The 26,302-nt window shown below is 60.6% G+C and carries 27 protein-coding genes; 17 read left to right on the top strand and 10 right to left on the bottom strand.

The window, feature by feature from the left end:
• The first annotated feature begins 45 nt into the window (after nucleotides 1–45).
• A complete protein-coding gene (gabT, locus tag AB4N82_RS08890; RefSeq protein WP_122764488.1) occupies nucleotides 46–1,323 on the top strand; it encodes a 4-aminobutyrate--2-oxoglutarate transaminase in 1,278 nt (425 codons plus the stop codon).
• A 139-nt stretch (nucleotides 1,324–1,462) separates the two neighbouring features.
• Nucleotides 1,463–2,671 (top strand): HDOD domain-containing protein, encoded by a 1,209-nt coding sequence (locus AB4N82_RS08885; protein WP_032884869.1) that lies wholly within the window; start codon nucleotides 1,463–1,465, stop codon nucleotides 2,669–2,671.
• Nucleotides 2,672–2,736: 65 nt separating this feature from the next.
• On the opposite strand, the gene AB4N82_RS08880 is transcribed toward AB4N82_RS08885, so the two are convergent.
• Together AB4N82_RS08880 and desA are read right to left on the bottom strand one after the other, a co-directional pair.
• Entirely contained in the window at nucleotides 2,737–3,738 is a 1,002-nt protein-coding gene (locus AB4N82_RS08880) for a sensor domain-containing diguanylate cyclase (protein ID WP_032884871.1), read from the bottom strand.
• A 188-nt stretch (nucleotides 3,739–3,926) separates the two neighbouring features.
• Nucleotides 3,927–5,111, bottom strand: coding sequence for a delta-9 fatty acid desaturase DesA (gene desA, locus AB4N82_RS08875; protein WP_032884873.1), 1,185 nt, complete (start codon nucleotides 5,109–5,111; stop codon nucleotides 3,927–3,929).
• Between the two features lie 166 nt (nucleotides 5,112–5,277).
• Between desA and dibA the strand changes: the two genes are divergently transcribed.
• From dibA to AB4N82_RS08845, 6 genes are all read left to right on the top strand, one after another.
• Nucleotides 5,278–7,191 (top strand): phosphodiesterase DibA, encoded by a 1,914-nt coding sequence (gene dibA, locus AB4N82_RS08870; protein WP_095186316.1) that lies wholly within the window; start codon nucleotides 5,278–5,280, stop codon nucleotides 7,189–7,191.
• Between the two features lie 299 nt (nucleotides 7,192–7,490).
• Entirely contained in the window at nucleotides 7,491–7,673 is a 183-nt protein-coding gene (gene oscA, locus AB4N82_RS08865) for a sulfur starvation response protein OscA (RefSeq protein WP_003170956.1), read from the top strand.
• Nucleotides 7,674–7,738: 65 nt separating this feature from the next.
• Nucleotides 7,739–8,749, top strand: a complete 1,011-nt coding sequence (locus AB4N82_RS08860; RefSeq protein WP_027607869.1) for a sulfate ABC transporter substrate-binding protein — start codon at nucleotides 7,739–7,741, stop codon at nucleotides 8,747–8,749.
• Between the two features lie 76 nt (nucleotides 8,750–8,825).
• Nucleotides 8,826–9,644 (top strand): sulfate ABC transporter permease subunit CysT, encoded by an 819-nt coding sequence (cysT, locus tag AB4N82_RS08855; protein ID WP_027607868.1) that lies wholly within the window; start codon nucleotides 8,826–8,828, stop codon nucleotides 9,642–9,644.
• Nucleotides 9,645–9,657: 13 nt separating this feature from the next.
• Nucleotides 9,658–10,530: a sulfate ABC transporter permease subunit CysW gene (gene cysW / locus AB4N82_RS08850; protein ID WP_032884876.1), complete on the top strand. Its 873-nt coding sequence runs from the start codon at nucleotides 9,658–9,660 to the stop codon at nucleotides 10,528–10,530.
• Nucleotides 10,531–10,533: 3 nt separating this feature from the next.
• The gene (locus tag AB4N82_RS08845) at nucleotides 10,534–11,514 is read left to right on the top strand and encodes a sulfate/molybdate ABC transporter ATP-binding protein (RefSeq protein ID WP_032884878.1); all 981 of its coding nucleotides are present in this window, start codon (nucleotides 10,534–10,536) and stop codon (nucleotides 11,512–11,514) included.
• 125 nt (nucleotides 11,515–11,639) lie between these two features.
• Here AB4N82_RS08845 and AB4N82_RS08840 read toward each other — a convergent pair whose 3' ends face one another.
• Nucleotides 11,640–12,167: an Mpo1 family 2-hydroxy fatty acid dioxygenase gene (locus AB4N82_RS08840; RefSeq protein ID WP_032884879.1), complete on the bottom strand. Its 528-nt coding sequence runs from the start codon at nucleotides 12,165–12,167 to the stop codon at nucleotides 11,640–11,642.
• 83 nt (nucleotides 12,168–12,250) lie between these two features.
• Here AB4N82_RS08840 and AB4N82_RS08835 point away from each other — a divergent pair, with 83 nt between their 5' ends.
• Nucleotides 12,251–12,937, top strand: a complete 687-nt coding sequence (locus AB4N82_RS08835; RefSeq protein ID WP_460104819.1) for a Crp/Fnr family transcriptional regulator — start codon at nucleotides 12,251–12,253, stop codon at nucleotides 12,935–12,937.
• A 1-nt stretch (nucleotide 12,938) separates the two neighbouring features.
• Here the strand turns inward: AB4N82_RS08835 and uraH are convergent, their stop codons facing one another.
• The gene (gene uraH, locus AB4N82_RS08830) at nucleotides 12,939–13,349 is read right to left on the bottom strand and encodes a hydroxyisourate hydrolase (protein WP_122764491.1); all 411 of its coding nucleotides are present in this window, start codon (nucleotides 13,347–13,349) and stop codon (nucleotides 12,939–12,941) included.
• Nucleotides 13,350–13,371: 22 nt separating this feature from the next.
• Nucleotides 13,372–13,845, bottom strand: coding sequence for a GlcG/HbpS family heme-binding protein (locus AB4N82_RS08825; RefSeq protein ID WP_032884884.1), 474 nt, complete (start codon nucleotides 13,843–13,845; stop codon nucleotides 13,372–13,374).
• Between the two features lie 100 nt (nucleotides 13,846–13,945).
• On the opposite strand from AB4N82_RS08825, the gene AB4N82_RS08820 reads away from it, so the two are divergent.
• Nucleotides 13,946–14,311 (top strand): response regulator, encoded by a 366-nt coding sequence (locus AB4N82_RS08820; RefSeq protein WP_032884886.1) that lies wholly within the window; start codon nucleotides 13,946–13,948, stop codon nucleotides 14,309–14,311.
• Nucleotides 14,312–14,437: 126 nt separating this feature from the next.
• Here the strand turns inward: AB4N82_RS08820 and AB4N82_RS08815 are convergent, their stop codons facing one another.
• Nucleotides 14,438–15,442, bottom strand: a complete 1,005-nt coding sequence (locus tag AB4N82_RS08815) for an AraC family transcriptional regulator (RefSeq protein ID WP_122764492.1) — start codon at nucleotides 15,440–15,442, stop codon at nucleotides 14,438–14,440.
• 101 nt (nucleotides 15,443–15,543) lie between these two features.
• Between AB4N82_RS08815 and AB4N82_RS08810 the strand changes: the two genes are divergently transcribed.
• Nucleotides 15,544–16,638, top strand: coding sequence for a fatty acid desaturase (locus tag AB4N82_RS08810; protein WP_099602153.1), 1,095 nt, complete (start codon nucleotides 15,544–15,546; stop codon nucleotides 16,636–16,638).
• Here AB4N82_RS08810 and AB4N82_RS08805 read toward each other — a convergent pair.
• Together AB4N82_RS08805 and AB4N82_RS08800 are read right to left on the bottom strand one after the other, a co-directional pair.
• Nucleotides 16,529–17,464, bottom strand: a complete 936-nt coding sequence (locus tag AB4N82_RS08805) for a LysR family transcriptional regulator (protein ID WP_081797602.1) — start codon at nucleotides 17,462–17,464, stop codon at nucleotides 16,529–16,531. The genes AB4N82_RS08810 and AB4N82_RS08805 overlap by 110 nt on opposite strands.
• A gap of 97 nt (nucleotides 17,465–17,561) precedes the next feature.
• On the bottom strand, nucleotides 17,562–18,731 hold the full coding sequence (locus AB4N82_RS08800; RefSeq protein WP_122764493.1) for a CynX/NimT family MFS transporter: 1,170 nt from the start codon (nucleotides 18,729–18,731) through the stop codon (nucleotides 17,562–17,564).
• Between the two features lie 102 nt (nucleotides 18,732–18,833).
• Between AB4N82_RS08800 and AB4N82_RS08795 the strand changes: the two genes are divergently transcribed.
• The 4 genes from AB4N82_RS08795 to AB4N82_RS08780 all read left to right on the top strand — a co-directional run bounded on the left by AB4N82_RS08795 (nucleotide 18,834) and on the right by AB4N82_RS08780 (nucleotide 21,906).
• Nucleotides 18,834–19,700, top strand: a complete 867-nt coding sequence (locus AB4N82_RS08795; RefSeq protein WP_122764522.1) for a LysR family transcriptional regulator — start codon at nucleotides 18,834–18,836, stop codon at nucleotides 19,698–19,700.
• A gap of 222 nt (nucleotides 19,701–19,922) precedes the next feature.
• A complete protein-coding gene (locus tag AB4N82_RS08790) occupies nucleotides 19,923–20,729 on the top strand; it encodes an energy transducer TonB (RefSeq protein WP_099602120.1) in 807 nt (268 codons plus the stop codon).
• A 51-nt stretch (nucleotides 20,730–20,780) separates the two neighbouring features.
• Nucleotides 20,781–21,503, top strand: a complete 723-nt coding sequence (locus AB4N82_RS08785; protein ID WP_099602154.1) for a MotA/TolQ/ExbB proton channel family protein — start codon at nucleotides 20,781–20,783, stop codon at nucleotides 21,501–21,503.
• Between the two features lies 1 nt (nucleotide 21,504).
• Nucleotides 21,505–21,906: an ExbD/TolR family protein gene (locus AB4N82_RS08780; protein WP_010565408.1), complete on the top strand. Its 402-nt coding sequence runs from the start codon at nucleotides 21,505–21,507 to the stop codon at nucleotides 21,904–21,906.
• A gap of 84 nt (nucleotides 21,907–21,990) precedes the next feature.
• Here the strand turns inward: AB4N82_RS08780 and AB4N82_RS08775 are convergent, their stop codons facing one another.
• Entirely contained in the window at nucleotides 21,991–22,938 is a 948-nt protein-coding gene (locus AB4N82_RS08775; RefSeq protein ID WP_122682178.1) for a LysR substrate-binding domain-containing protein, read from the bottom strand.
• Nucleotides 22,938–23,786, bottom strand: a complete 849-nt coding sequence (locus tag AB4N82_RS08770) for an EamA family transporter (RefSeq protein ID WP_032884895.1) — start codon at nucleotides 23,784–23,786, stop codon at nucleotides 22,938–22,940. The genes AB4N82_RS08775 and AB4N82_RS08770 overlap by 1 nt, the downstream gene beginning before the upstream one ends.
• 895 nt (nucleotides 23,787–24,681) lie before the next feature.
• Between AB4N82_RS08770 and AB4N82_RS08765 the strand changes: the two genes are divergently transcribed.
• Both AB4N82_RS08765 and AB4N82_RS08760 read left to right on the top strand, forming a co-directional pair.
• On the top strand, nucleotides 24,682–25,263 hold the full coding sequence (locus AB4N82_RS08765; protein ID WP_032884898.1) for an alpha/beta hydrolase: 582 nt from the start codon (nucleotides 24,682–24,684) through the stop codon (nucleotides 25,261–25,263).
• 48 nt (nucleotides 25,264–25,311) lie between these two features.
• Entirely contained in the window at nucleotides 25,312–26,238 is a 927-nt protein-coding gene (locus AB4N82_RS08760) for a sigma 54-interacting transcriptional regulator (protein ID WP_032884899.1), read from the top strand.
• Nucleotides 26,239–26,302 lie beyond the last annotated feature (64 nt).

Here is a 26,302-nt window from a genome sequence, read left to right as displayed (position 1 = left end):
TATTCCTTGGACCACGCCACCCGATGAGTGGCGAATGAGGACTTTATGAGCAAGACCAACGCATCCCTGATGAAACGCCGCGAAGCCGCTGTACCACGCGGTGTTGGCCAGATTCACCCGATCTTCGCCGAATCCGCGAAGAACGCCACCGTGACCGACGTTGAAGGTCGCGAGTTCATCGACTTCGCCGGCGGTATCGCCGTGCTGAACACCGGCCACGTGCACCCGAAAATCATCGCCGCCGTGACCGAGCAACTGAACAAGTTGACCCACACCTGCTTCCAGGTACTGGCTTACGAGCCGTACGTAGAAGTGTGCGAAAAGATCAACGCCAAGGTGCCAGGTGATTTCGTCAAGAAAACCCTACTGGTCACCACCGGTTCCGAAGCCGTTGAAAACGCCGTGAAAATCGCCCGTGCCGCCACGGGCCGTGCTGGCGTGATCGCTTTCACCGGCGCTTACCACGGCCGCACCATGATGACCCTGGGCCTCACCGGCAAAGTCGTGCCTTACTCGGCCGGCATGGGCCTGATGCCAGGCGGCGTGTTCCGCGCGCTGTACCCGAACGAGCTGCACGGTGTGAGCGACGACGATTCCATCGCCAGCATCGAACGCATCTTCAAGAACGATGCCGAGCCGCGTGACATCGCAGCCATCATCATTGAGCCGGTGCAGGGCGAAGGCGGTTTCTACGTCGCGCCTAAATCGTTCATGAAGCGCCTGCGCGAGCTGTGCGACAAGCACGGCATCCTGCTGATCGCTGACGAAGTGCAAACCGGTGCCGGCCGTACCGGTACCTTCTTTGCCATGGAACAGATGGGCGTTGCCGCCGACCTGACCACCTTCGCCAAATCCATCGCTGGCGGCTTCCCGCTGGCCGGTGTGTGCGGCAAGGCTGAATACATGGACGCCATCGCTCCAGGCGGCCTGGGCGGCACCTACGCCGGTAGCCCGATCGCGTGCGCCGCTGCGCTGGCGGTGATGGAAGTGTTCGAAGAAGAACACCTGCTGGACCGCTGCAAAGCAGTGGGCGGGCGTCTGGTGACCGGTCTGAAAGCTATCCAGGCCAAGTACCCGGTGATCGGTGAAGTGCGTGCCCTGGGCGCAATGATCGCGGTCGAGCTGTTCGAAGACGGCGACAGTCACAAGCCAAACGCAGCGGCCGTTGCCTCTGTAGTAGCCAAGGCGCGCGACAAGGGTCTGATCCTGCTGTCCTGCGGCACTTACGGCAACGTGTTGCGCGTCCTGGTCCCGCTGACCTCGCCGGACGAGCAGTTGGACAAAGGCTTGGCGATCATCGAAGAGTGCTTCTCGGAGCTGTAAGCGCAAGCTGACCTCTGCGACAGAAAAAACCCGCTTCGGCGGGTTTTTTTGTGCCCGTTGCCGCGTATTCAGGCCTTGTTCATTGTACGTATGGGCTTGCGTTGTCTAAGGTTGCAGCATTGCCGATGGAGCGTGCTGGATGACTGCTGTTGATTTACCGGCTGTACCCCGCGTGTTGATTGCCGAGGCGGATCCCTGGTCGCGGGATCTGCTCAAGCAAGTGCTGTTGAATGTGCGTTGCGACGCGCGGCTGGATGTGTGTGCCGATGGGCAGCACGCGGCTACGTTGCTGCGCGAAAAGGGCTACGACCTGATCCTGGCGGATTGGGAGCTACCGGGCATCGACGGCCTGAGCCTGCTGCGCAATGTCCGCCAGCAACGCCGCTCGCCCGCGTTACCGTTTATTTTGCTGAGCAGTCGCAATGACAGCGCCAGCGTGCGTGAAGCCTTGCCCCTGGCGCCCACGGCGTACCTCACCAAACCCCTGAACATGGAAAGCCTGACCCAGCGCCTGCAGGATCTGCTGCTTAATGAAGGCGAAAACGTGTACTGCGAAATTCCGCCGCTGGCGCCCGGCATGACGTTGCCCGTGTTCCTGGAGCGTCGTCGCGAAGCGTCTGATGGCGCGCCGTTGCGTGTCGATGTGAAAGCTGCCGTACAAGCCAGCCTCGGGCCTGATGGCCTGGACCTCAAACGCCTGGAAGACCTCGTGCGCATGGACCCGCAGATCACCGCCGTGCTGGTCGCTGCCGCCAACAGCGCCGGCCATCACGGCAAGCCGGTGCAGACGCTACCGTCGGCCTTGCACAAGCTCGGCGCTGGGCAAAGCATGAACCTGATCCTCGGCCTGGCTCTCAAGCACAATGTGGTGCTGGGCGACCCGGGCTTGGAGGCTTACGCCGAGCGTCATTGGCAGGTATCCCAGGACACCGCCGACTTTGCCGGTCGCCTGGCGCGCATGTTGGAGCTGGATCACGAGCGCTGTTACGCCGCCGGCATTCTGCATCGGCTGGGTGATTTGGCATTGCTGCGCTGCCTGGAAGACTGGCGCCAGGGCGGCGGGGCGTTGGATGACGAAGCAATTGGTGAGTCCCTTTACACCTTCGGCGCCGCCTTTGGTTCGGCGTTGCGGGCGCGCTGGCGCTTGCCGCTGGAGTTGCGCCAGCTGATCGCCGCGATTTATTCACTGGAGGGCGGGGTGTATGCCCGGGATGCGCTGGTGGTGAACCTGGCGGCGCAGATGGCACGACTGACCGAACATGAAGGTCTGGAAGCGCTGGCCGTGAGCAAGACCGCGCGCTTGCTCAAGATCGGTTTGTCTGAGCTGACGCGGGTGCGCAAGGCCTAGAGGGTGATGACATTCAAGACCTTCCCACAGGTCATCTCTGCTGTTGCATAGAGTGGGGGATGAGCCTAACCCGCAATCACGCGGTTCTTGCCCTGGCGCTTCGCCTCATACATGGCGGCATCGGCCCGGGCGAACAGGCTGTCCAGGGTCGAGTCTTCTTCAGTGAGGCTGGCCAGGCCCTGGCTGATGGTCACGCCGAACGCTTGGCCTTCGTAGCTGAAACTCAGCTCTTGGATTTCCTTGCCCAGGCGCTCAGCCACTTGCAAGGCCATCTCCGGCGCGCAACCCGGCAGTACGGCCGCAAATTCTTCGCCGCCAATGCGCCCGAACAGATCACCACGGCGTAATACGCCACGACCACTCTCGGCGATACGCCGCAGCACCTGGTCGCCTTCCAGGTGGCCATAGGTGTCGTTGACGTCCTTGAAATCATCAATGTCCAGCAACAGGAAGGCCAGTTGCGCGCCTTGGGCACAGGCGGTGTCGAAGGCCTGGTTGGCGCATTCGAAGAAGTGCCGGCGGTTGCTGCTCTGAGTCAGAACGTCGGTGGTGGCGAGACGGTGCAGCTCCAGTTCCAGCTGCTTCTTGTCAGTGATGTCTTCGGCCATGCCCACGACGATCAGCGGCTCGCCGGGCTCGGCCTGCTGGTTGATGTAGCACTTGTCGCTCAGCCAGCGAATCTGGCCGTCGGCGGTGATAATGCGGTATTCGCGATCTTCCACGGCGCCCTGTTCCAGCACGCGGGCCAGGCTGTGTTCGGCGTAGTCGAGGTCTTCGGGGTGAATGCTGTTGCGCCATTCCCGATGATCGGCCAGTAACAGGCCGGTCGAACGGCCGAATATCCGCTCGTAGGCCGGGCTCACGTAGAGCACGCGGCGGGTCTCCCAATCGATGGCCCAGAGCACGGCATTCACACTGACCAGCAGTGAGCTCAGCAATTGCTCGCGCTCGCTCAACCGCTCGACTTCGCCCTGGGCATGCACCAGTGCCAGCAGGGTCGCTGCCGCAGCCGGACGCGGGGGGTCAGCGGTAGCGATGTCGGTAGGAAAGGGCATTTCGTGAACCATCGGCACAACTCTCTCTGGGCGCGCCGCAGGATTTAGCAGCGGTCACAACAAGGGGCCACCATGATGGCGAAGTGTTCATTGAGAGAGGGTAAATGCGATGAAGTTCCGTGAACGGTGCCGATTGGCGGTGCCCGGAAAATGACGCCAAAAAGAGGATGCGTGGGAGGGCAAGCCCTCCCACGGCTTTGTCAGACTGCCGCAGGACGCAGCGAATAGGTCTTCAATTGGTGGGCGAAATCCCGCAGGGACTGGATGCCGCTGGCCTCGGCCTCGTGCACCCATTCCTTGATAGCAGCGAGCATATCGTGGCCGTTGGTGCTGGTCTTGAGCCAGATCTGCTGCAATGCCAGGCGCTTTTCGTAGATCACTTTCAAGGCCTGGCTGTGTTCCAACATGCTCTGGATGCGTAGGTGGTGGCGGTCATCCAGCAGGCTGGTTTCCCGCGACAGCAGGCGTTTGGCACGGTGGAACTGGTGGCGCACCGAGTGATCGACCTTTTCCAGCTCCTGCTTGACCAGCGGGCCGATCACCAACTTGCGGTACTGGGCCATGATCTGGAAGCGGTTGTTGAGGATCGCCATGGCAGTGTCCATGTCCAGATGGCCTTTGCCCTCGACGCGATGAGCAATCGGCGCCACACGCTGGACCTTGGCCAAGCGCAGGAAGCTGAACAGCTTGATCCACGCCCAGCCCAGGTCGAACTCCCACTTCTTAACCGACAGCTTGGCCGAGTTGGGGTAGGTGTGGTGATTGTTATGCAGCTCTTCGCCGCCGACGATGATGCCCCACGGCACCAGGTTGGTCGCCGCGTCACGGCATTCGAAGTTGCGATAGCCCACGGCATGGCCCAGGCCGTTGATGACGCCGGCGGCCCAGAACGGGATCCACATCATCTGGATCGCCCAGATGGTGATGCCGATGGTGCCGAACAGCAGCAGATCGATTACGCCCATGATCGCCACGCCCAGCAGCGGGTAGGGGGTGTAAATCTTGCGTTCGATCCAGTCATCCGGGCAGTTCTTGCCGTAGATGCGCAGGGTTTCGGGGTTTTCGGCCTCGGCGCGGTACAGCTCGGCGCCTTTGCGCAGCACCGTGGACAGGCCCTTGATCACAGGGCTGTGCGGGTCGTCGACGGTTTCGCACTTGGCGTGGTGTTTGCGGTGGATAGCGGTCCACTCGCGGGTGTTCTGCGCCGTGGTCAGCCACAGCCAGAAGCGGAAGAAGTGTTTCAGGCCGGCATTGAGCTCCAGGGAGCGATGGGCTGAATAGCGGTGCAGATAAACCGTGACCCCAACAATGGTCACGTGGGTCATCAACAGAGTGACTGCAACCAGTTGCCAGGCTGACAGGTCAAGAAAACCGTTGTACCACATAGGCTGTTTGGCCCTCTGATAAAGAAAAAAATAGCACCCGCATTATCACTGGCTTTAAGGATAAAACCAGTCACCGTTTCAGATAAGACTTACAAGGTGTTTCCTAATCTATAATCTCGGCGCGTTGTAGGACGATTCTGTTTTTTTAGTAAGGACTACTGGCCATATGCTGTTTTCATACCGAGGTGCCCTGCGTGTGGGGCTGGTATACCTGCTGGTTTCGATTGTGTGGCTCCAGCTCAGCAATCAGATATTGATCAACTTTCTCGATGAACGGGGGGAGTTGGGGTATTGGCTGCAGATGCGCGGCTACGTGTGGGTGGCCCTGAGTGCTTTGGCCATTTACTTCTTATGCGCGCGCTTTGCCCGGGCCCAGCAGTTGCAGCAACCCCTGAAGGAAAACCTCGATCGGTTGCGCCAGGCGGCTGCGGTCTTCGACTGCACCCGTGAAGGCGTGTTGGTCACTGACACCAGGGGTCTGATCGTGCACGTAAACCGGGCATTCATGGAGATCACCGGCTACCAGCGCGCAGACGTCATGGGCCAGCAGCCCAGCCTGTTCAAGTCCGGGCGCCATTCGTCGAATTTTTACCAGCAGATGTTCCAGACCCTGGAGCGCACCGGTGAATGGAGCGGAGAAATCTGGAACCGGCGCAAAAGCGGCGAGATTTATCCACAGTGGCAAACCATCCGGGTGATTCACGATGACCAAGGCCACATCAGCCATTACGTCGCGGTGTTTTCCGACATCAGCGCCATCAAGGATTCCGAGCACGAGTTGGCGCACCTGGCGCATCACGATCCACTGACCGACCTGCCCAACCGCCTACTGTTCACCGACCGCGCCGAGCAGGCGCTGGCCTCGGCGCAACTGCACAAACGCGGCTGCGCGCTGCTGTTGCTGGACCTGGACCACTTCAAGATTATCAATGACAGCCTTGGCCATAACGTCGGCGACCAGTTGCTCAAGCTGGTGGGCGAGCGGCTCAATACGCTGTTTGGCCCCGGAGTGACCCTGGCGCGACTGGGCGGCGATGAGTTCGCGGTGCTGGCGGAAAGTTGTTCACAGGTGATGCAGGCGGCGGCATTGGCGCAGCGCATGCTGGACGTGATGAAGCAACCGTTCATCTTCGACGGCCATCAACTGTTTATCAGCGCCAGCATCGGCATCAGCCTGTTTCCCAACGATGCATTGAGCGCGGAACAACTGCTGCGCAACGCCGACTCTGCGCTGTTCAAGGCCAAAAGCGTGGGCCGCGAGGGCTATGCCCTGTACACCGAAGAACTCACCGCCCACGCGCAGAACCGTGTGGAAATCGCCAGCGAACTGCGCCGCGCCCTCGACCAGCAGGAGTTGCGCGTCTACTACCAGCCTGTACACGACCTGCAAGGCAGCCGTCTGGTCGGCGTCGAAGCCTTGGTGCGCTGGCAACATCCGGAACGTGGCCTGGTGCCTCCGGGCGAGTTCATCCCCATCGCCGAACGTACCGGTTTGATCGCCGATATCGACGCGTGGGTCTTGGAGCAGGCCTGCCGCCAGATGTGCCAATGGCTGGCCGATGGCGTGCTGCTGAGCTTTATTGCGATCAACGTGTCCAGCCGTCTGTTTGCCCGTCGCGAACTGTACGAGCAAGTCGCCCAGGTGCTGCACGCCACCGGCCTGGATCCGGCTTTCCTGGAGCTGGAGGTCACTGAGAGTGCAGTCATGGACGACCCCGAGGAAGCCCTGGAGCAACTGCACCGCCTGCGTGAGTTGGGCTTGCGCCTGGCCATTGATGACTTTGGCACCGGCTATTCGTCCCTGCTGCGCCTCAAGCGCCTGCCGGTGCAGAAGCTGAAGATCGACCAGGGCTTTGTTGCCGGGGTGCCATGGGATGACGACGACGCGGCGATTGTGCGCGTGGTGATCGCATTAGCGAAAAGCATGGGCATGCAGGTACACGCTGAGGGAATTGAGCAGATGGAACAGGCGAGGTTCTTGTTGGAGCAGGGCTGCGATTTGGGGCAGGGGTATTGGTTTGGAAAGCCGGTGCCGGCGCAGGACGTTGACTGGGACCGCGCGCCCACCATCCAGACTTGAAACGCATTCCAATGTAAGAGGGGGCTTGCCCCGATTTCGGTGTGTCAGGCCGAACATTGGTACCTGATTCACCACCATCGGTGGCAAGCCCCCACCCGCATTTTGGAACTTCACAACGCGTTATTTCGGCGCTCGGGCGCAAAACCCTCTCGCAACCCCACGTCCCATCAGAAAATTCTTTCTGGTTATATAAACATTCTTAAATAGTATTTTTAAGAATATCTGCGCTTATCTACTATCGCCCTACGCCGCAAGCAGTGCCGCCACTGCCAGGCACTATTCATTTAAGGAGCGAGACCATGAGCGCATCTCTACGTAGCGTCGACGGCCAGGACGAAGCAGCCATTTTGCGTGAGATCCAGAGCGCCCTGCGCGATCTGCGGTTTGGCGCGGTGGAAATCACTGTGCATAACGCCCAAGTGGTCCAGATCGAACGCAAAGAAAAATTCCGTCTGCAGAACCCGGGTAACAAACCGAGCTAAGCAACCGCGGCGATAGACCCGTCACTATAAGAAAAAGCCAACACCCCAGAATTTCAGGAGCTTCTATGTCGTCGATTCGCCGTTATGCCCTGGCCGCACTGGCCAGCGCCGTGTTTGCCGGTTCCGCTGTTGCCAAGGACTACGAGTTGCTCAACGTCTCGTACGACCCGACTCGCGAGCTGTACCAGGATTACAACGCTGAGTTCACCAACTTCTGGAAGCAGTCCCACCCTGGTGACACCGTTAAGATCCAGCAGTCCCACGGTGGTTCGGGCAAGCAAGGCCGGGCGGTGATCGACGGCCTGCGCGCCGACGTAGTGACCCTGGCCTTGGCTGGCGACATCGACGAAATCGCCAAATTGGGAAAAACCCTGCCGGAAAACTGGCAGACCCGCCTGCCGGATGCGAGCACCCCGTACACCTCGACCATCGTGTTCCTGGTGCGTAAGGGCAACCCTAAAGGCATCAAAGACTGGGGCGACCTGATCAAGAAAGACGTTTCCGTGATCACGCCGAACCCGAAAACCTCCGGCGGTGCGCGCTGGAACTTCCTTGCCGCGTGGGCCTACGGCCTGAAATCCGGTGGCAGCGAAGCCAAGGCCCAGGAATACGTGAAAGAACTGTTCAAGCACGTGCCGATCCTCGACACCGGCGCGCGCGGTTCGACCATCACGTTCGTCAACAACGGTCAGGGCGACGTGTTGCTGGCCTGGGAAAACGAAGCCTTCCTGGCCCTGAAAGAAGACGGCGGCGCCGACAAGTTCGACATCGTTGTACCTTCCCTGTCGATCCTCGCGGAGCCGCCAGTGGCCGTGGTCGACAAGAACGCCGAGAAAAAGGGCAATACCGAGATCGCCACTGAATACCTCAAGCACCTGTACAGCCCGGCTGGCCAGGAGATTGCGGCGAAAAACTTCTACCGCCCACGCGATGCAAAAGTAGCCGCCAAATACGCCCAGCAGTTCCCGAAACTGGACCTGGTGACTATCGACAAAGACTTCGGCGGCTGGAAAACTGCCCAACCGAAATTCTTTAACGACGGTGGCGTGTTCGACCAGATCTACACGGCGCAGTAAGCCGAGAAATACACACCCACGGAGCCCGCATTCACCTGCGGGTTTTGTGTGTCAGTTCCGCTAACCAAGGACTCTTATGTCGCGTCGTATTTCCCCCGTCATACCCGGCTTCGGGCTGACGCTGGGCTACACCGTGGTGTACCTCAGCCTGATCGTACTCATCCCCCTCGCGGCGATGTTTGTACACGCCGCTCAACTCACCTGGGATCAGTTCTGGAACATCATCTCCGCACCCCGTGTGCTGGCGGCGTTGAAACTGAGCTTCAGCACCGCGCTGTACGCCGCCCTGATCAATGGCGTGATCGGCACGCTGCTGGCCTGGGTGCTGGTGCGCTACACCTTCCCCGGCCGCAAGATTATCGATGCGATGATCGACCTGCCGTTCGCGCTGCCCACCGCTGTGGCCGGTATCGCCCTGACTGCGCTGTACACGCCGACCGGGCTGGTGGGCCAGTTCGCCGCTGACCTGGGCTTCAAGATCGCCTACAGCCCGTTGGGCATCACCCTGGCGCTGACCTTCGTGACCCTGCCGTTCGTGGTGCGCACGGTGCAGCCGGTACTCGCCGATATCCCCCGGGAAATCGAAGAAGCCGCTGCCTGCCTGGGCGCCAAGCCGTTGCAGGTGTTTCGCTACATCCTCGTCCCCGCGCTGCTGCCCGCCTGGCTGACCGGCTTCGCCCTGGCGTTTGCCCGTGGCGTCGGTGAGTACGGCTCGGTGATCTTCATCGCCGGCAACATGCCGATGAAAACCGAGATCCTGCCGCTGCTGATCATGGTCAAGCTTGACCAGTACGACTACCGCGGCGCCACCTCCATTGGCGTGCTGATGCTGGTGGTTTCCTTTGTCCTGCTGCTGCTGATCAACTTGTTGCAGCGGCGCATCGAACGTCCATAAGGAGGCGCGGAACATGTCCCAATCGTCTATTTCCGCCGCGTCCTCGGCCAACGCTGCCCGGCGTGGCAGTGCGGTGTCGCGACGTATCCTGATCGGCCTTGGCTGGCTGGTGTTCTTCCTGTTTTTGCTGCTACCGCTGTTTATCGTGGTGTCCCAGGGCTTGAAGAACGGCCTCGGTGCGTTTTTCACCGCGATTCTTGAACCGGACGCGTTGTCCGCGCTGAAACTCACGGTGATCGCCGTGCTGATTTCGGTGCCGCTCAACCTGGTATTCGGCGTCAGCGCCGCCTGGTGCGTGAGCAAGTACTCGTTCCGTGGCAAGAGCATCCTGGTGACGCTGATCGACCTGCCGTTCTCGGTCTCCCCGGTGATCGCAGGCCTGGTCTACGTGCTGATGTTCGGCGCCCAGGGCCTGTTTGGCCCGTGGTTGCAGGAGCATGACATCCAGATCGTGTTCGCCTTGCCCGGCATTGTGCTGGCGACCATCTTCGTCACCGTGCCGTTCGTGGCCCGTGAACTGATCCCGCTGATGCAGGAGCAGGGCACCCAGGAAGAAGAGGCTGCACGCCTGCTCGGCGCCAATGGCTGGCAGATGTTCTGGCATGTGACTGTGCCGAACATCAAATGGGGCCTGATCTACGGCGTCGTGCTGTGTACCGCGCGGGCCATGGGTGAGTTCGGCGCGGTGTCGGTGGTGTCCGGCCACATTCGCGGCGTGACCAACACCTTGCCGCTGCACGTCGAGATTCTCTACAACGAATACAACCACGTTGCCGCGTTTGCGGTGGCCAGCCTGCTGCTGATCCTGGCGCTCTTCATCCTGCTGCTCAAGCAGTGGAGCGAGAACCGTATCAACCGCCTGCGCAAAAGTGCCGGTGAGGAATAAGTCATGTCGATCGAAGTCCGTAATGTCAGCAAGAACTTCAACGCCTTCAAGGCCCTGAACAGCATCAATCTGGATATCCAGAGTGGCGAGCTGGTGGCGTTGCTTGGCCCATCCGGGTGCGGCAAGACCACCCTGCTGCGCATCATCGCAGGCCTGGAGACTCCGGATGACGGCAGCATCGTGTTCCACGGTGAAGACGTCTCCGGCCACGACGTGCGCGATCGCAACGTCGGGTTTGTGTTCCAGCACTACGCGCTGTTCCGCCACATGACCGTGTTCGACAACGTCGCGTTCGGCCTGCGCATGAAGCCCAAGAACCAGCGCCCGAACGAAAGCCAGATCGCGGCCAAGGTTCACGAGCTGCTGAACATGGTGCAACTCGATTGGCTGTCTGATCGTTATCCGGAACAACTCTCCGGTGGTCAGCGCCAGCGTATCGCCCTGGCCCGCGCCCTGGCGGTCGAGCCGAAAGTGCTGCTGCTGGACGAACCGTTCGGCGCCCTCGACGCCAAGGTGCGTAAAGAACTGCGCCGCTGGCTGGCACGCCTGCACGAAGACATCAACTTGACCTCGGTGTTCGTGACCCACGACCAGGAAGAGGCCATGGAAGTTGCCGACCGTATCGTCGTGATGAACAAGGGCGTGATCGAGCAGATCGGCTCACCGGGCGACGTCTACGAAAACCCGGCCAGCGACTTTGTTTATCACTTCCTTGGTGACTCCAACCGCCTGCATCTGGGTGAAGACAAGCACGTGCTGTTCCGTCCCCACGAAGTGTCGCTGTCGCGCCATGAACTGGAAGATCACCACGCGGCCGAAGTGCGTGATATTCGTCCATTGGGCGCGACCACGCGGGTGACCTTGAAGGTCGAAGGCCAGACAGACCTGATCGAAGCCGAGGTGGTGAAAGACCACGACAGCCTGACCGGTTTGGCGCGGGGCGAAACCTTGTTCTTCAAGCCCAAGGTCTGGCAAAAAGCCTGATAACCCCGCATTACCTAATGTGAAAATGGGGCCAATGTGGGAGGGGGCTTGCTCCCGATAGCAGTGGGTCAGCTGATAAATATGTCACTGGCCCACCGCCATCGGGAGCAAGCCCCCTCCCACATTTAGACCTCTCTCGGCTTCAGATCGCGTCGAACCACCGGCCCCGAGCGCTCTTCAATCTGTTGTTTCAAGCCCTGCCGCAACCCCAGCAAAAACGCCACCTCCGCCACCACAAACAACGGTCCTACGATCAACCCCGACACATCATCCACAAACGCCGGCTTCTTGCCTTCGTAGTAGTGCCCGACAAACTGAATCACCCAACCCACCACGAACATGCCGACGCCGCTGCTGAGCCACACCATCGTGCTCTGCGCCGCCAACTCATGCCCGGCCCATACCGACAAGCCCATCAGCACCGTCATCAGCACGCCCAGGGCCAGTTCCAGGCGCAGGTAAAACCACGCCGAAAACAACGCCACGATTACCGCCGGTGAAATCCATAGGCCTCCCACGGTCCATTCGGGACGTGACAGCAGCACGGCTACTGCCACCACAATCAGCGGGATACCAATAAAGTGGCTGGCGATATTGCGCGGGTCGCGGTGGTAGGCGGCGTATTGACTGAGGTGGTCGACGAGGCTTTTCATTGTTGTTCCTCCTGTAGGATGTTTGATCATGCCCTGTCAGCCTGCGCCTGACTGTCAGCTGGGCGACAATCTTCGGAGTTCTCATGGACGCAGAGAAATGGCACGCCCGCTTGGCCAGCGGCCATTGGTTCAGCCATCTGCCTGTAGATCTACAGCGTAGTCTGCTGGCGGCGGCGCGGCTGCGCACGCTCGCGGCGGGGCAGTGCCTGTTCAAGCGCGGCGACCCGCCTTGCGGCCTGTATGCGGTGCTGGAAGGTGCGGTGCGCATCAGCGCGGTGAATGCCCAAGGCAAGGAGGCGGTGTTGAGCCTGGTGGAAACGCCTTACTGGTTCGGCGAAATCTGCCTGTTCGATAGCCTGCCGCGCACCCACGATGCCCTGGCTATGGGGCCTTGCACGTTGTTGCAGGTGCCACAGGCGGCGATGCTGACCATCCTCGAAGACCATCCGGCGTATTGGCGCGATGTGGCCCTGTTGATGAGCCACAAACTGCGCTTGTCGTTGATCAATATCGAACAGATGAGCCTGATGCCCGCGTCGGCGCGTCTGGCCCATCGGCTGCTGATGATCGCGCAGGGCTACGGCGAAATAGACCAGGCGCGCCGCACCTTGCAACTGCCCCAGGAGGACCTGGCCGCGATGCTGGGCCTGTCGCGCCAGACCACCAACAGTCTGCTCAAGGCGCTGGAGCAACAAGGCCTTATCGGCCTGAGTTACGGCGCGATTGAAGTGCTGGACCTGCGCGGTTTGCAGCAGGCCGCTGGCCTATGAACTACGACCCGCGATAGGTGGAGAAACCGTAAGGGCTGAGCAACAACGGGATGTGGTAATGCTGGTCCGCCTGTTTCACCTGGAAGATCACCGGCACTTCAGGGAAGAACGTCTCGCGGTTGGCCTTTTTGTAGTAGTCGCCGGTCTTGAACACCACGCGGTACTCACCCGGCGTCATGCTGCGGTTGGCGGGGAACAGTTCGGCGATGCGCCCCTGCTGGTTGGTGACGCCTTCGGACAGCGACTGCCATTTGTCGCCTACCTGCTGTTCCAGGGTGACGCTGACACCGGCGCTCGGCAGGCCGTTTTCCAGGTTGAGCACATGCACGCTCAGAGGGTTGCCGTCGGCCAGGGCCAGGTTGCACAGGCCGCTGAGGCTGAGGGCGACGAGGGTCATGCTGAGGGTTTTCATCGAGAGATCCTTTGGAGGGGAATCAGAGGGAAGTTTTCAGGCCCAGTTGCTCGGCGGCTTTTATTGCGCAGGACTCGTCCTGTGCTGCGCCGCCGGCACCGGCAATGCCCAGCGCGCCGACCAGTTCGGCCTCGGCAAACAGCGGCACGCCGCCGCCGAGTAACAGCAACTCGGGCAAGCTGTTAAGGTTGGCGGCCTCGGGGTTGTTACGCGCGCGCTCGGCAAACAGCCGCGTCGGGGTTTTGGTCGACAGCGCGGTGTACGCTTTGCGCTGGCTGGCGAGGCTGTTATGCGGGCCGACGCCGTCGGCACGCAGGCTCAGCAGCAGGTTGCCGCCCCGGTCCAGTACCGTCAGCGCGGCGCTGCAGTGGGCAAGGCTGGCATCGGCCAGTTGGCGTGCGGTGTGCAAATCGAGGTCGGCATGGCGTGGCAGCTGCGGTGCAGCGAACGCACCGGTGCAGACGGCGAGGCTCAAGAACAAGGCATGGCGGGACATAAAGACGACTCCGGAAAACAGGCCGCTACCGTAGCCAGTCAACAGGGTCAGAAACCGCACAATTTGATGACAGGTTTGTAATCAAACCCAGAGGTAAGGCATGCAGGTGTTGTTAGTGGAAGACCAGCCGCAACTGGCGCAGCTCATGGCTCAAGGCTTAAGCGAGGCCGGTTTCGCGGTGGAAGTCGCGGCCAATGGCATGGCGGCGCAGCGCTTTGTGGAAAGCACCGAATACGACTTGGTCATTCTCGACGTGATGCTGCCGGGCTTGAATGCCTGGAAATTGCAGCAGGCGATTCGGCACAAGGGCAAGACGCCGGTGTTGTTCCTGACCACGCCGGGCGGCATCGAAGATCGCCTGCGTGGGTTGGAATTACATGAGGATGATTACCTGCTCAAGCCGTTTGAGGCCAAGGCGTTGGTGGCGCGGGTGAGGAAGTTATTGCGGCGCGATCGCGGGCTCTGATTGCCCCGGCATGTTCAGTGCCTGAACCATTGCTATCGCGGGCAAGTCCCCTCCCACATTTGAAATGCGTTCCCCTGTGGGAGGGGACTTGCCCCGATGAGGCCTTCAGCCTCTGCGCGAATCCACCTACCGCAACCCATCGCGAAACTGTCCTGGCGTCACCCCCGTCCAACGCTTGAACGCCCGGTTAAAACTGCTGGTATCGGCAAACCCCAACAAATGGCTGATCTCTGCCAATGAGCACTGCGGGTCCCGCAGATGCTGCAACGCCAGGTTCTGCCGGCACTCGTTGAGCAACGCATCAAACCGACACCCTTCATCCGCCAGGTGCCGCTGCAAGCTGCGCAAACTCAAGTGCAGCGCTTGGGCAATCCGCTCGGCACTCGGCTCGCCGTCGGGTAATTGTGCCTCGATCGTGGCGCGCACCTTGCGCTCCCAGGTCAGCGGTTGCAGTTGGGCGAGGGTGCGTTTGAGCACGGTTTCGTTGTGTTCGGCCAACTCGGGGTTGGCGTCGTCCAGATGGCTGTCGAAGTCCTGGGCTGCAAATTCCAGGCAGTCCTCATCGGCGCCAAAAAATACCGGCGCGCGGAACACCGTGTGCCAAGGCTTGGGATCTGCCGGTTCCGGGCGCCGCAAATGCACGGCCAAGGGCGCGTAGTCACGGCCCAGGCGATTGCGGCAGGTGCGCACATAGATCGCCGCGAACGCATCGATGGCTTCCAGTGCCGGTGCGGGGCTGCCTTGGGGTTGCAGCAGGCGGAAAAGGTAGCGTTCGCCGTCCCGACTCAGCTCCAGCTTCAGCGCATCGCTGACCACTTGGTGATAACGCACGATGCGTTCGAACACTTCCCGCAGACTGCCGCTGGCCACCAGCGCGTATCCCAACGCGTGAAAAGTGGTAGGGCTGACAAACCGCGACACGCGCAATCCAATTGCCGGATCGCCGCTGGCCTGCACTGCCAGCTCCCACAGGCGCGTGGTCGCCGACAGCGGATAGCGCGCATTGGGATCTTCCATCTGCTGCGGGTCGAGCCCAGCCTCGATGCACAGCGCGGCGCTGTCGAGGCCGAGGGCGTCGAGCTGCTTGCGCAGGGCGCGGGTCCAGCTGGCGAGGGACGTGGGTTCTGTCATGGCGATTGGCGCTTGCGGTCAACAGGTTGGCGTGTGGGGCTAGCGTCCTGCATGAAGGCCTGGTGCAGGATGTAACCATCTATGAACAAGAGGATGGGAGCATGGACGGTACTTCTGCAAGTCCCCAGCAGATGAACGCACAACAGCGTTCAGCACATATCCGTGAAGTCGTACTCGCCGAAGGCGTGCGCCTGCGCCAGCAGCACCCGTGGTTGCTGCATCAAGACGCCCTGGGCGCGGGCATTTTAGCCTTCGCGCTGCTGGGCATGATCGGCTCGGCGGCGCTCTACATCACCGGTCACATGGCCTGGTGGGCGTGCCTGTTATTGAACGCCTTCCTTGCCTCGCTGACCCACGAGCTGGAACACGACCTGATCCACAGCATGTACTTTCGCAAGCAGCGCCTGCCCCACAATCTGATGATGGGCCTGGTGTGGCTTGCGCGGCCAAGCACCATCAATCCGTGGATTCGCCGGCACCTGCACCTCAACCATCACAAAGTCTCCGGCACCGAGACCGATATGGAAGAGCGCGCCATCACCAATGGCGAGCCGTGGGGCTTTGCGCGGTTGCTGATGGTGGGCGATAACGTGATGTCGGCGTTTATCCGCATGCTGCGGGCCAAAACCTGGGGCCACAAACTCAAGATCCTGAAACGCTCGCTGCTGGTCTACGCACCGCTGGCACTGCTGCATTGGGGGGCGTGGTACATCTTCCTCGGCTTCCATGCAGCCAACGGCGTCGCCAGTCTGCTGGGTGCGCCTATCGAATGGTCCGCCGGCACCCTGCAGATGATGCAGGTGATCGATATTGCCGCCGTGGTGATCATCGGGCCCAACGTGTTGCGCACCTTTTGCCTGCACTTTGTCAGCTCCAACATGCACTACTACGGCGATGTGGAATTGGGCAACGTGATCCAGCAAACCCAAGTACTGAACCCCTGGTGGATGTGGCCGTTGCAGGCGTTTTGCTTCAACTTCGGCAGCACTCACGGGATTCACCATTTTGTGGTGAAAGAGCCGTTTTACATCCGCCAGATGACCGCCAAGGTGGCGCACAAGGTCATGGCCGAGATGGGTGTGCGGTTCAATGATTTTGGGACGTTTGCGCGGGCCAATCGGCTTGGTTTTCCACCGCCAGCAGCGTTTCGATCAGTGCCTTCGCCGCAGGCGACAAGCGAACCCCAGCGCGGCTGATCACTGCGCAACGGTTGTTCAGGCTTTCCAAGGCATGAGGCACATTGCGCCAGTGCAGCACGTTCAATTCGCCGCTGGCCAAGGGGGCGGCGAAGGCTTCTTCTGCGCCCAGGCCGATGGTGTCTGACTCGCGCACGATGAGGGCCAGCGCGGCAAACTGCTCCAGCTCGATAGCGGGGGCGAAGTCGATGCGCCCACTCAGGTTCGCCAACAGTTTTCGAATGCCCGGTGCGATCAGTGGCGTGGCGAGGGGATAGTCGAACAGGTCATTGGTCGACAGGCTGTCCTTGGCCAGCAACGGGTGCCCGGCACGGCAGAAAAACACACTGCGCCGCGGCGTGAGCGCCTGAGTCTGGAAGTTTGGGTCGGCTTCGAAGTGGCGCACATCGGCGATAAAAAATTCGATCTCTTCACGACTCAGGCTGCGCCCGAGTCTTTCCCAGTTATCCACTTGCAACGCGCTGCGTACCTTGGGGTAGGCGGTGATGAACCGTGCCATCGCTTGGGGCACCAAGTTGACCGCCGCCACCGCATCGCTGCCAAAGCGTACTTCACCGGCGTCGAGCTTGGTCATGCGTGTGACTTCATGGCTGAGCAATGCGGCGCCTTGAACCAGGCTCAAGGCATGCTGCAACACCACCTGGCCTTCGGGGGTCGGGCGCAGGTCTTTATGGGCGCGGTCCACCAGCACGCAGCCGAACTCTTGCTCCAGGCCCTGGATGCTGCGGCTGAAAGCCGGCTGGGTGATGCCCATGGCTTCGGCGCCGCGCACAAAACTGCGGTACTCATTCAGCGCGATGAAATAGCGCAGTTGGCGAAGGTCCATGGTGTGCCCGGCATCCTTTAAGAGAACCGGGATTTTAAGGGGATTGCTTATGTCGTCAACGAAGCTTTATTGGTTTAACTAGATCTTAAAAGCATATCTATAGAGCGGGGGCCGTGCGGTAACTCGTCGGGCTGAACACCCGCGTCACCATCAGCATCGCCACTGCAGTCACCGTCAATACCATCCAGGCGCTGGTGAAGTTGCCGGTGATCTCGCGCAGCCAGCCGGTCATCCACGGCGAGATCGCGTTGATCAGGAAGCCTACGCCTTGTACGAAGGCCGCCAGTTGCCCGGCTTGCCGAGGGTCGCGATGGTGGTCGAGGGTCAACAGCAGGCTCAAGGCGAAACACGCGCCCAGACCGAAGCCGCACAACGCCACCCACAGATGAGGAAATTGCAGCGGCGCCAGCAGCAGACCGAGGTAACCCACCGTTTGTGCCAGCAGGCTGATCCCGAGCAGGGGGCGACGGTCGATACCGCGTTGCGCGAGCACTGGCATCAGCAGCGCGGCAATCACTTGGAAAATGGTCATGAACGCCAGCAGCGAACCGCTGGGCAGCACGCCCCAGCCCAATTGCTGATAGTAGGCCGGCAGCCACGCCACCAGGCTCATGTAGCCACAGTTCACCAGCCCGAAATACACCGCCAGCAGCCAGGCGCGACGATTGCGCAGGCCCTTGAATGCGGGCACCACCTGGGGATTTTTTGCTGCGCCCAGCGGCAGCCAGGCCCACAGCAACAAGGCGCCCAGCGCTGGCAACAGCCACACGCCCAATCCTGCCTGCCAGTCCTCGAAATGCGTGGCCACCAACGGACTGAGCAGCGCCGCCAAGCCACCACCGGCCATCAGCGAGGCCGAATAGACGCCCATCGCCACCGGCACGCGATGATGGAACTCACGCTTGATCATCGCGGGCACCAACGCCTGGATCAGCGCCACACCGGCACCGCCGAGCAACGCCGTGACCAGCAGCGCCGACGCTTGGCCCATCACCCAGCGCGCCAGGCACGCCAGCAGAATCATCATTAAACCCAGGGCGATACCGCGCCGTTCACCCAGTTGCGCTTCCACGCGCACGCCCACCAACGCCACCAGCCCCATGCACACCACCGGCAAGCTGGTAAGCAGGGCACTGCTCTGGAAGCTGAGGCCGGTGGCCAAGCGGATTTCACCGAGCAGCGGACTGATAGAGCTGAGGATCGGCCGAAGGTTGAGGCCCAGCACTACCAGCAGGCCCCAGCCGGCGAGGGATTTGTTGAGGGTCATGCAGCGTCCATGCAGTGGGTAAATGAGGCGTGAGTATGGCCATCGCCACAGGTATTCTGAAATTAAATATAACCATGCCAACCAGTGGCAAAGGGAATGATGATGTTCGATCCCGTGTTGCTCAGAAGCTTTGTCGCCGTGGTGGACTGCAGCAACTTCACCCGCGCCGCCGAGCGACTGCATTTGACCCAATCCACCGTCAGCCAGCAGATCCGGCGCCTCGAAGACGCGGTGGCGTGCCAGTTGCTGGACCGCGACCAACGCCGCGTGGTCGCCACGGCTGAAGGTGAGCGTTTGCTGGCCTATGCGCGGCGCATCCTTGCGCTGCATGAAGAAGCCGCCGATGTGCTGATCAACCAGCAGAGTGACGGCGTGCTGCGCCTGGGGGTACCGGAAGACTTTGCCGCAGAGCGCCTGATGCCGCTGCTCTCGGCGTTTGTGTTGGCGTATCCACGGGTGCGCCTGGAGGTCACCAGCGGTCTCGGTCCCGAGTTGCAGCGCCAATTCCGCAGCGGCGAGTTCGATGTGTTGTTGGTCAAGCAGATGGGCGACAGCGATGACTGTCTGGCCTCGTGGCCCGAGCCGCTGTGTTGGGTCGATAGCCGCAGCATGCCGTCGTTGGGCCGCGCCCCCTTGCCGTTGGTGGCCTTTCCGGTGGGCGGGTTGTACCGCAACGAAATGCTGCACCACCTGGAAGTCAGCGGCTGGCGCTGGCGCATCGGCTATTCCAGCGCCAGCCTGGCCAGTGTGTGTTCGGCTGTGGCGGCGGGGTTGGGCGTGAGTCTGTTACCGCGCCGGGTGGTGCAGCCTGGGCATGTGGAGTTGGGGCCGGACAGCGGTTTACCGGCGGTGCAAGGCGTGCGCCTGGCGTTATATGCGCGTCCTGGCTTGAGCGCGGCGGGGCAATGCTTGCAGGCTGAACTGTTGGATTTGTGCGCAAACAGCCCCGTCGAACCATGCCTTTACTGAATATTTTTTATGCCTGAAAAGCATTGAAAAAACACACCTCGGCGCCAGGCCTTGCAGGCTCTGGCTTGGGCGTTCGTGCCGGCTTTGTTTATTCAATTTAGATCTATGTATAACTTCAAAGATTACTTTAAGAGATAAGCGTCTGGCCCCGATGATTCACCCCTCGACGGCCTTCCACGCAGGCCTGTCGGTTTTTGTTTTAAGACCGTAGGGAGTGAATCAATGGGCAATGTCCAGACCGCCGCCAGTGCACACGAGGCGCTATGGCGTCAGGCACCTGGTGGTGAGTTGGTCGACCTTGGCCGGCCGCACCGCGCGCCGTTGGGGCAACTGCGAACGCAGAAGACTCCAAAGCGTTTCTCTAGCCGCCGCGAAGGGATTCTGCTGGGGCTGCTGGTGCTGGCCCTGCACGGTGCGGTGATCTATTGGGTGAGCCAGAAGGCGACGCCAGTGCTGCCGATTGTGCCGCCGGAAATCCCACCGATGACCATCGAGTTTTCCCAGCCAGCGCCGCCAGTGGTTGAACCTCCACCGCCTGCGCCACCACCACCGCCGCCTGTGGTCGAGCCACCGCCCCCTGTGGTGGATGAGTTGGCTGCCAAGCCGGCGCCGAAAAAGATTCCGAAACCCAAGCCGGTGCCAAAACCCGTGCCCAAACCGGTCGCCAAACCGGTAGAGCAACCGCCGGCGCCACCGGTCCCTGCGCCACCTGCGCCAGCGCCGGTCGCCGCGCCTGCGCCCGCCCCGGTTACTCCGGCTTCTGCCAACGCCGCGTACCTGAAGAACCCGGCACCTGAATACCCGTCACTGGCCCAGCGCCGGGGCTGGGAAGGCACGGTGTTGTTGCGGGTTCATGTGTTGGCCAGCGGCAAGCCGGGTGAGATCCAGATCCAGAAAAGCAGCGGTCGCCAGCAACTCGACGACGCCGCACTGACCGCCGTAAAGCGTTGGAGCTTCGTGCCGGCCAAGCAGGGCGATGTGGCTCAGGACGGCTGGGTCAGCGTTCCGATCGACTTCAAGATTCACTAACTATTGCGCTTCGGTGTGTTGCACACGCCGCGACTTGTACAGAGGGAAAACATCATGGCATTAGCATCTCCACTTGAATCCATCGAAAGCGCGGTGATCTGGCTGCTGGTGGTCTTTTCGGTCGCCACCTGGGGCTTGGCCTTGCTCAAGGGCGTGCAGTTCGGTCGCCTCAAGGCACAGGATCGCAAGTTCCACAAACAGTTCTGGGCGGCGTCGAGTCTTGATTCAGCCGCTGAATTGGCAGAGACCCAACCGGGTGCCGCTGCCCGCGTGGCCCAGGCCGGTTATGCCGCGATCCAGGTTGGCGATGCGCCTCACGCTGCCGACTTGAGCCAGGCAATCAACCATCAGGACCGCCTCGAACGCGCCCTGCGCCAGCAGATCGTACGTGAGCGCCGCTCTCTGGAGACCGGTTTGGCCGTGGTCGCCAGTATCGGCAGCACCTCGCCGTTTATCGGCCTGTTCGGCACCGTGTGGGGGATCATGGAAGCGCTCAAGGGCATCAGCGCCGCCGGCTCCGCCAGCCTGGAAACCGTCGCCGGTCCCATCGGTGCCGCACTGGTTGCAACAGGCGTGGGGATCGCCGTCGCCGTACCTGCGGTGCTGGTTTACAACTACTTTCTGCGTCGCCTCAAGCTGACTGCCGCCGACCTGGATGACTTCGCCCACGACTTCTATAGCCTGGCGCAGAAAAATTCCTTCCGTGTGCTGCTGCACCCGGCGCTCAACAAAAGCGCTGCCGGCAACCCGCAAAAAGTGAAGGAGGCGTCCTGAAATGGCCTTTTCCACGCAAGACAGCGATGAAGTGCTGAGCGAGATCAACGTCACGCCGCTGGTAGACGTGATGCTGGTGCTGCTGGTGGTGTTTATCGTCACCGCGCCGCTGTTGACCAACGCGATCCCGATCAACCTGCCCAAGACCGAGGCCGTGGCGCCGGTGGAGCAGAAAGACCCGCTGGTGGTGAGCATCGACGGCGCCGGCAAACTGTTTATCAACAAGGACGAAATCCAGCCGGACCTGCTGGAATTCAACCTGCAGGCGGCCAAGGCCAAGGACCCCGATGTGCGGGTGCAACTGCAGGCGGATGACGGAGTGAACTACGGCGAAGTGGCGCGAGCCATGGCGTCTATCGAGCGCGCGGGGATTACCAAACTGTCGGTGATTACTGCACGTTAGCTTCAAAAGCTTCGACAATTTTTTGGCCGTCTCCTTGGCAGGGTGCGGCCTTTTTTTTGCCTGGGTTTCAGCAATACCACACGTTCAAAGTGCGCCAACCCCAGCGATTTGTGGATACCGGAGTTCAACTTCTCGCTGAAACGTTCTAACGCTCTCTTTTAGCCAGTTAATCAACCTGGCGATATCAGGTTCCGACTGCCGCCCATTCCGACAAATAACGTAGTACGCGGCCGGCGACATCATCACCGGGCCGCCTAGCGTGACTAATGCACCTTCTTCCAACTGGTCATACACCAACGCTGTTCTGGCCAGCGCAATCCCGCCCCCCTTCACCGCCAGGCTGATTGCCAGGCTTGAGTCCGGAAAGCGCGGCCCATGGTGATAAGGCGCAGCCGCCAAGCCCTGAAATGCAAACCAGCTTTCCCACCCCGGGCACACTTGATCGTCCACGCGGTGAATGAGCGGGTATCGCGCAATATCTGTCAGCGGAATATCGCCGTTCGCTTGTTGAAATGCCGGTGAGCAAACCGGGAACACGGCATCGCGCATAAGTAGCTCGGCATGATGATCCGGGTAGTTGCCGTATCCCATCACAATCGCAACATCGAATTGATGGGCGCCGAGATGGGTGCTGTTCATATCCGCACTGGTCAATACAAGGTCGAGATTCAATGAAGCGTCGGAGTGAGAACCATGCATCCTGGGAATCAGCCAGGTGGAACACAGAGAAGACGTGCACGAGAGGTAAAGCGGCTGGGACTTGCTCGGGTTAAGTGTGTGCAACACCGCCTCAAGCGCGTTGAAAAAACCGTCAGCCACCGGCAACAAAGCCTGTCCCGCAGCGGTGAGATTGACGCCCCGAGAGTGGCGCTCGAACAACTGCACGCCCCACCACTCCTCCAGCCCTGCAATCTGATGGCTTATCGCACTGGCGGTCAGGTTCAACTGGGAGGCGGCGCGCGCAAAACTCCCCGTTTGCGCAGCGCTGACGAAGGCTTGCAGCATGGGAGTAGGTGGCGGACGTTGGCCCATCAGGTGCTCACTTTGATCAGGATGATCCCGCAAACAATGACGAACGCCGAAAGCATCCGCCGCCAGCCGAACCGCTCGTGAAAAAACAGCGCGGCAATAATGGCGCCGATAATAACACTGGTTTCCCGCAACGCTGAGACCTTGGCCACCGCGTCCAGGGACAGCGCAAACAGCACCAATCCGTAGGAAGTGAGGTAAAGAACGCCGCCCATAACGCCGACTTTCCAATGGTTGCGAATGGCCTCGGCGAATGCCAAACGCTTCTTGAAAAACGCCAGCGCCGGAATCGGAATGCTCTGGAATACCGTCAGATAGAGGATGTATTGCAGCACCGTCTCACTGGCTCTTACCCCTTTGGCATCCACCACCGTGTATGACGCGATAAACGCACCAGCACATACGGCCATCAAGATTGGTTTGAACATGCGCGCGGTCATCCTTCGCACGAATGTCAGGCTGATGATGCCTACACAAATCAGCAACACCCCGCCCAATGCGTGGAACGACAGATGCTCATTCAGCAGGACGTAAGAAAACAGTGCGACCAGAACCGGTGGCACTCCACGCATCACCGGGTAGACCTGGCCGAAATCACCGGTTTCATACGCTTTGATTAGGAACAATCGATAGGCGGTGTTGAGCACTACGGAAACCAGCACGTAGCCCCACACCTGCAGGCTTGGCGCATTCACCAGCGGCAGCGCCGCCAGGCAGATCAGCAACGCCGTACCGTCGACCATGGCCAAGGTCATCAAGCGACTGCTCCCGGCCCGGACGACTGCGTTCCAAGTGGCGTGCATGAGGGCAGATATCAAAACTAGGGTGATCGCGATGTTGGAGTTGTCCATGGGGCTCGGGCGGGGGAGGAAATGAAGGCGGCTATTTAACGCAGTCATGTGCCATGGTCAGAAGCGAAAGCTCGTCAGTGCTGCCATTAAGAACCGTCATGGTTTTTAAAGGGCCAGCAAGTCATGTCCCTTTAAATTGCAGGACGTTTCCGAGACAATCCCCGCCGCCTTGTGGTTGTTGGAATGGATGGCTAGTCTTCGGCCCGTCGCTGGTTTCCAGTGATCGGGTTTAGCAGCCTGATTTCAATAGGCACACGGTTCACATCTCCATTTATGGTGGCTGTGCGTGGGGCACCCTCGGGTGCGCTGGTGTTCCTATTGACCAGTCTGCTAACCCGCGTACAGCTGCCACCTATCGTTTAGCAGCGCTAGTGCTAGCTCCGGTGTTCAATAGGAGTTGCACCATGACAAAAGCACTTCCCGATCCACCCGTTGACTGTCTCGTCGCCAACGACAACCTCGGTTTCGAGGACGCCCAACTCTATATCGCCCATCTGATTCACAGCGCCTAGGCCACCGTATGGGACTGTTGTGACCACCTGCAACCGCATGATCGAGCGAAAATCCATGCGGTGTGGCATTTGCTGGAAATGGCCAAGACCGTGGTAAATCGCACCATCGACTGCATGCCTCGTACCCATCACGTCATCTAAAAACCACTGCAAATTGAATGTGAAATCGAGTCAATGTGGGAGGGGGCTTGCCCCCGATAGCGGTGGATCAGCCACCTATTTGTTGCTGACGGACCGCGATCGGGGGCAAGCCCCCTCCCACATTTTGAGTCTAGATACATTCGGTTTTTTGGTTATTAATAAATAGCTTCTTATTCCTTAACGAATATAACCCTCGTCCCTATACTGTCCTACAACGTTAAACGCTGCAGGAGGGCACACCCATGCACAGCGAGTCGATTCGTTATTTGATCGTGCCGGGCTGGCAAGGATCGCCAGAAGATCATTGGCAAACTCATTGGCAAAATAGCTTGCCCAACAGCGCGCGCGTTGAGCAGGCCGATTGGCTCACCCCGCGTCGCGAAGACTGGGTGGCTGCGTTGGCTGAAGCCATCGCTGCCGACAGCACGCCGGTAATCCTGATCGCCCATAGCCTTGGCTGCATCACTGTGGCCCATTGGGCCGCCGCTGCGCCGTTGCAGTACTTGCGGCAGGTGCGCGGTGCCTTGCTGGTGGCGCCGGCTGATGTCGAACGTCCGGCTTGCTCTCCAGCCCTGCGCAACTTCGCGCCGATCCCGACCGACTTGCTGCCTTTTCCCAGTCAGGTGGTCAGCTCCGACAACGACAGTGCCGTCAGCGCCCCGCGTGCGCTGGAACTGGCGCGCAATTGGGGCGCCGAAGCCGGCATCCTGTCCGGCGCCGGCCATATCAATGTGAAGTCCGGCCACCAGCGTTGGGAGCAGGGTTTCGCCTACCTCTATCGCCTGCAAAGCCGCCTTGAGCACCACGCCCGGCGTAGCGCATAAATTTTTTCAACGCCCTGTCCCTGAGTGGATTTGGGGCGGGAGCCTGCCATGAGTCTGCATGAAACCTTCGGCCAGCCGTTGCTGACCTTCCCCGACGCCGAAAAGAGCCCGCTGAGCATTCGTGCCAAGGCACTGGTGTTCGTCGACCCGCGTTCGCGTCAACTGCGCGAAGAGCTGGAAAGCCTCGCACCGCGTGCTTTGCCCGTGTTGATTCGCGGCGAGACCGGCAGCGGTAAAGAACTGCTGGCGCGGCATATTCACAGGGGCAGTGATCGCACCGGGCTGTTTGTCTCCGTCAATTGCGGCGCGATCAGTCCCACCTACGCCGACGCCGAGTTGTTCGGCTACGCGGCGGGCGCCCACAGCGGCGCGGCCAGCAGCCGGGCCGGGTGGTTTGGTTCGGCCAATGGCGGCACCTTATACCTGGATGAGATCGGCGACTTGCCGTTGCCGATCCAGGTGAAATTGCTCGCAGCCCTGGAAAACCACGAAGTTACCCGCGTCGGCGCCCATCAGCCCAGCCCGGTGGATGTGCGCTTGGTAGCTGCCACCAGTATTGATCTGGCCCAGGCCGTGGCGGCGGGCAAGTTTCATGAGCGACTGTTCCATTACTTGAGCGAAGGCCGACTGGACTTGCCAGCGCTGCGCGAGCGGGTCGGCGATATCCTTTCGTTGGCCGAATATTTCCTGGGCATCTACAGCCAGCGCCTGGACCTGCCGGTGCCGTTGATCAGCGACGCTGCCCAGCGAGTCCTGGAGCACCACAGCTGGCCGGGCAATACGCGCGAGCTGGAGAACGTTATTCACTTTGCCTTGCTGGTCAGCAGTGGCGACGAGATTTTGCCCGAACATTTGAACCTGCCGGTGGCGGGTTCACCGGTGGAGCAGCTGCAGCGGATTTTCAACGCTGCCAGTCCTGCCGAGCAGGAATCATTGCGAAAATTCCTGTATGAGCAAAATGGAATATCAACGTGAATAAAAGATATTGTTCGGGAATAAAAAATATAGGTATTGTCCGTTTCACGCCGCGATAGCACTT

The sequence above is a fragment of the Pseudomonas sp. H1_D04 genome, assembly GCF_054683855.1.
This window is presented reverse-complemented; position numbering and strand designations above follow the sequence as displayed.

What these genes read in the sequence shown, in the direction of transcription:
- gabT (WP_122764488.1), top strand. Translation starts at nt 46, where the DNA reads ATGAGCAAGACCAACGCATCCCTGATGAAACGCCGCGAAGCCGCTGTA.
- AB4N82_RS08885 (WP_032884869.1), top strand. Translation starts at nt 1,463, where the DNA reads ATGACTGCTGTTGATTTACCGGCTGTACCCCGCGTGTTGATTGCCGAG.
- AB4N82_RS08880 (WP_032884871.1), bottom strand. Translation starts at nt 3,738, where the DNA reads ATGGTTCACGAAATGCCCTTTCCTACCGACATCGCTACCGCTGACCCC.
- desA (WP_032884873.1), bottom strand. Translation starts at nt 5,111, where the DNA reads ATGTGGTACAACGGTTTTCTTGACCTGTCAGCCTGGCAACTGGTTGCA.
- dibA (WP_095186316.1), top strand. Translation starts at nt 5,278, where the DNA reads ATGCTGTTTTCATACCGAGGTGCCCTGCGTGTGGGGCTGGTATACCTG.
- oscA (WP_003170956.1), top strand. Translation starts at nt 7,491, where the DNA reads ATGAGCGCATCTCTACGTAGCGTCGACGGCCAGGACGAAGCAGCCATT.
- AB4N82_RS08860 (WP_027607869.1), top strand. Translation starts at nt 7,739, where the DNA reads ATGTCGTCGATTCGCCGTTATGCCCTGGCCGCACTGGCCAGCGCCGTG.
- cysT (WP_027607868.1), top strand. Translation starts at nt 8,826, where the DNA reads ATGTCGCGTCGTATTTCCCCCGTCATACCCGGCTTCGGGCTGACGCTG.
- cysW (WP_032884876.1), top strand. Translation starts at nt 9,658, where the DNA reads ATGTCCCAATCGTCTATTTCCGCCGCGTCCTCGGCCAACGCTGCCCGG.
- AB4N82_RS08845 (WP_032884878.1), top strand. Translation starts at nt 10,534, where the DNA reads ATGTCGATCGAAGTCCGTAATGTCAGCAAGAACTTCAACGCCTTCAAG.
- AB4N82_RS08840 (WP_032884879.1), bottom strand. Translation starts at nt 12,167, where the DNA reads ATGAAAAGCCTCGTCGACCACCTCAGTCAATACGCCGCCTACCACCGC.
- AB4N82_RS08835 (WP_460104819.1), top strand. Translation starts at nt 12,251, where the DNA reads ATGGACGCAGAGAAATGGCACGCCCGCTTGGCCAGCGGCCATTGGTTC.
- uraH (WP_122764491.1), bottom strand. Translation starts at nt 13,349, where the DNA reads ATGAAAACCCTCAGCATGACCCTCGTCGCCCTCAGCCTCAGCGGCCTG.
- AB4N82_RS08825 (WP_032884884.1), bottom strand. Translation starts at nt 13,845, where the DNA reads ATGTCCCGCCATGCCTTGTTCTTGAGCCTCGCCGTCTGCACCGGTGCG.
- AB4N82_RS08820 (WP_032884886.1), top strand. Translation starts at nt 13,946, where the DNA reads ATGCAGGTGTTGTTAGTGGAAGACCAGCCGCAACTGGCGCAGCTCATG.
- AB4N82_RS08815 (WP_122764492.1), bottom strand. Translation starts at nt 15,442, where the DNA reads ATGACAGAACCCACGTCCCTCGCCAGCTGGACCCGCGCCCTGCGCAAG.
- AB4N82_RS08810 (WP_099602153.1), top strand. Translation starts at nt 15,544, where the DNA reads ATGGACGGTACTTCTGCAAGTCCCCAGCAGATGAACGCACAACAGCGT.
- AB4N82_RS08805 (WP_081797602.1), bottom strand. Translation starts at nt 17,464, where the DNA reads ATGGACCTTCGCCAACTGCGCTATTTCATCGCGCTGAATGAGTACCGC.
- AB4N82_RS08800 (WP_122764493.1), bottom strand. Translation starts at nt 18,731, where the DNA reads ATGACCCTCAACAAATCCCTCGCCGGCTGGGGCCTGCTGGTAGTGCTG.
- AB4N82_RS08795 (WP_122764522.1), top strand. Translation starts at nt 18,834, where the DNA reads ATGTTCGATCCCGTGTTGCTCAGAAGCTTTGTCGCCGTGGTGGACTGC.
- AB4N82_RS08790 (WP_099602120.1), top strand. Translation starts at nt 19,923, where the DNA reads ATGGGCAATGTCCAGACCGCCGCCAGTGCACACGAGGCGCTATGGCGT.
- AB4N82_RS08780 (WP_010565408.1), top strand. Translation starts at nt 21,505, where the DNA reads ATGGCCTTTTCCACGCAAGACAGCGATGAAGTGCTGAGCGAGATCAAC.
- AB4N82_RS08775 (WP_122682178.1), bottom strand. Translation starts at nt 22,938, where the DNA reads ATGGGCCAACGTCCGCCACCTACTCCCATGCTGCAAGCCTTCGTCAGC.
- AB4N82_RS08770 (WP_032884895.1), bottom strand. Translation starts at nt 23,786, where the DNA reads ATGGACAACTCCAACATCGCGATCACCCTAGTTTTGATATCTGCCCTC.
- AB4N82_RS08765 (WP_032884898.1), top strand. Translation starts at nt 24,682, where the DNA reads ATGCACAGCGAGTCGATTCGTTATTTGATCGTGCCGGGCTGGCAAGGA.
- AB4N82_RS08760 (WP_032884899.1), top strand. Translation starts at nt 25,312, where the DNA reads ATGAGTCTGCATGAAACCTTCGGCCAGCCGTTGCTGACCTTCCCCGAC.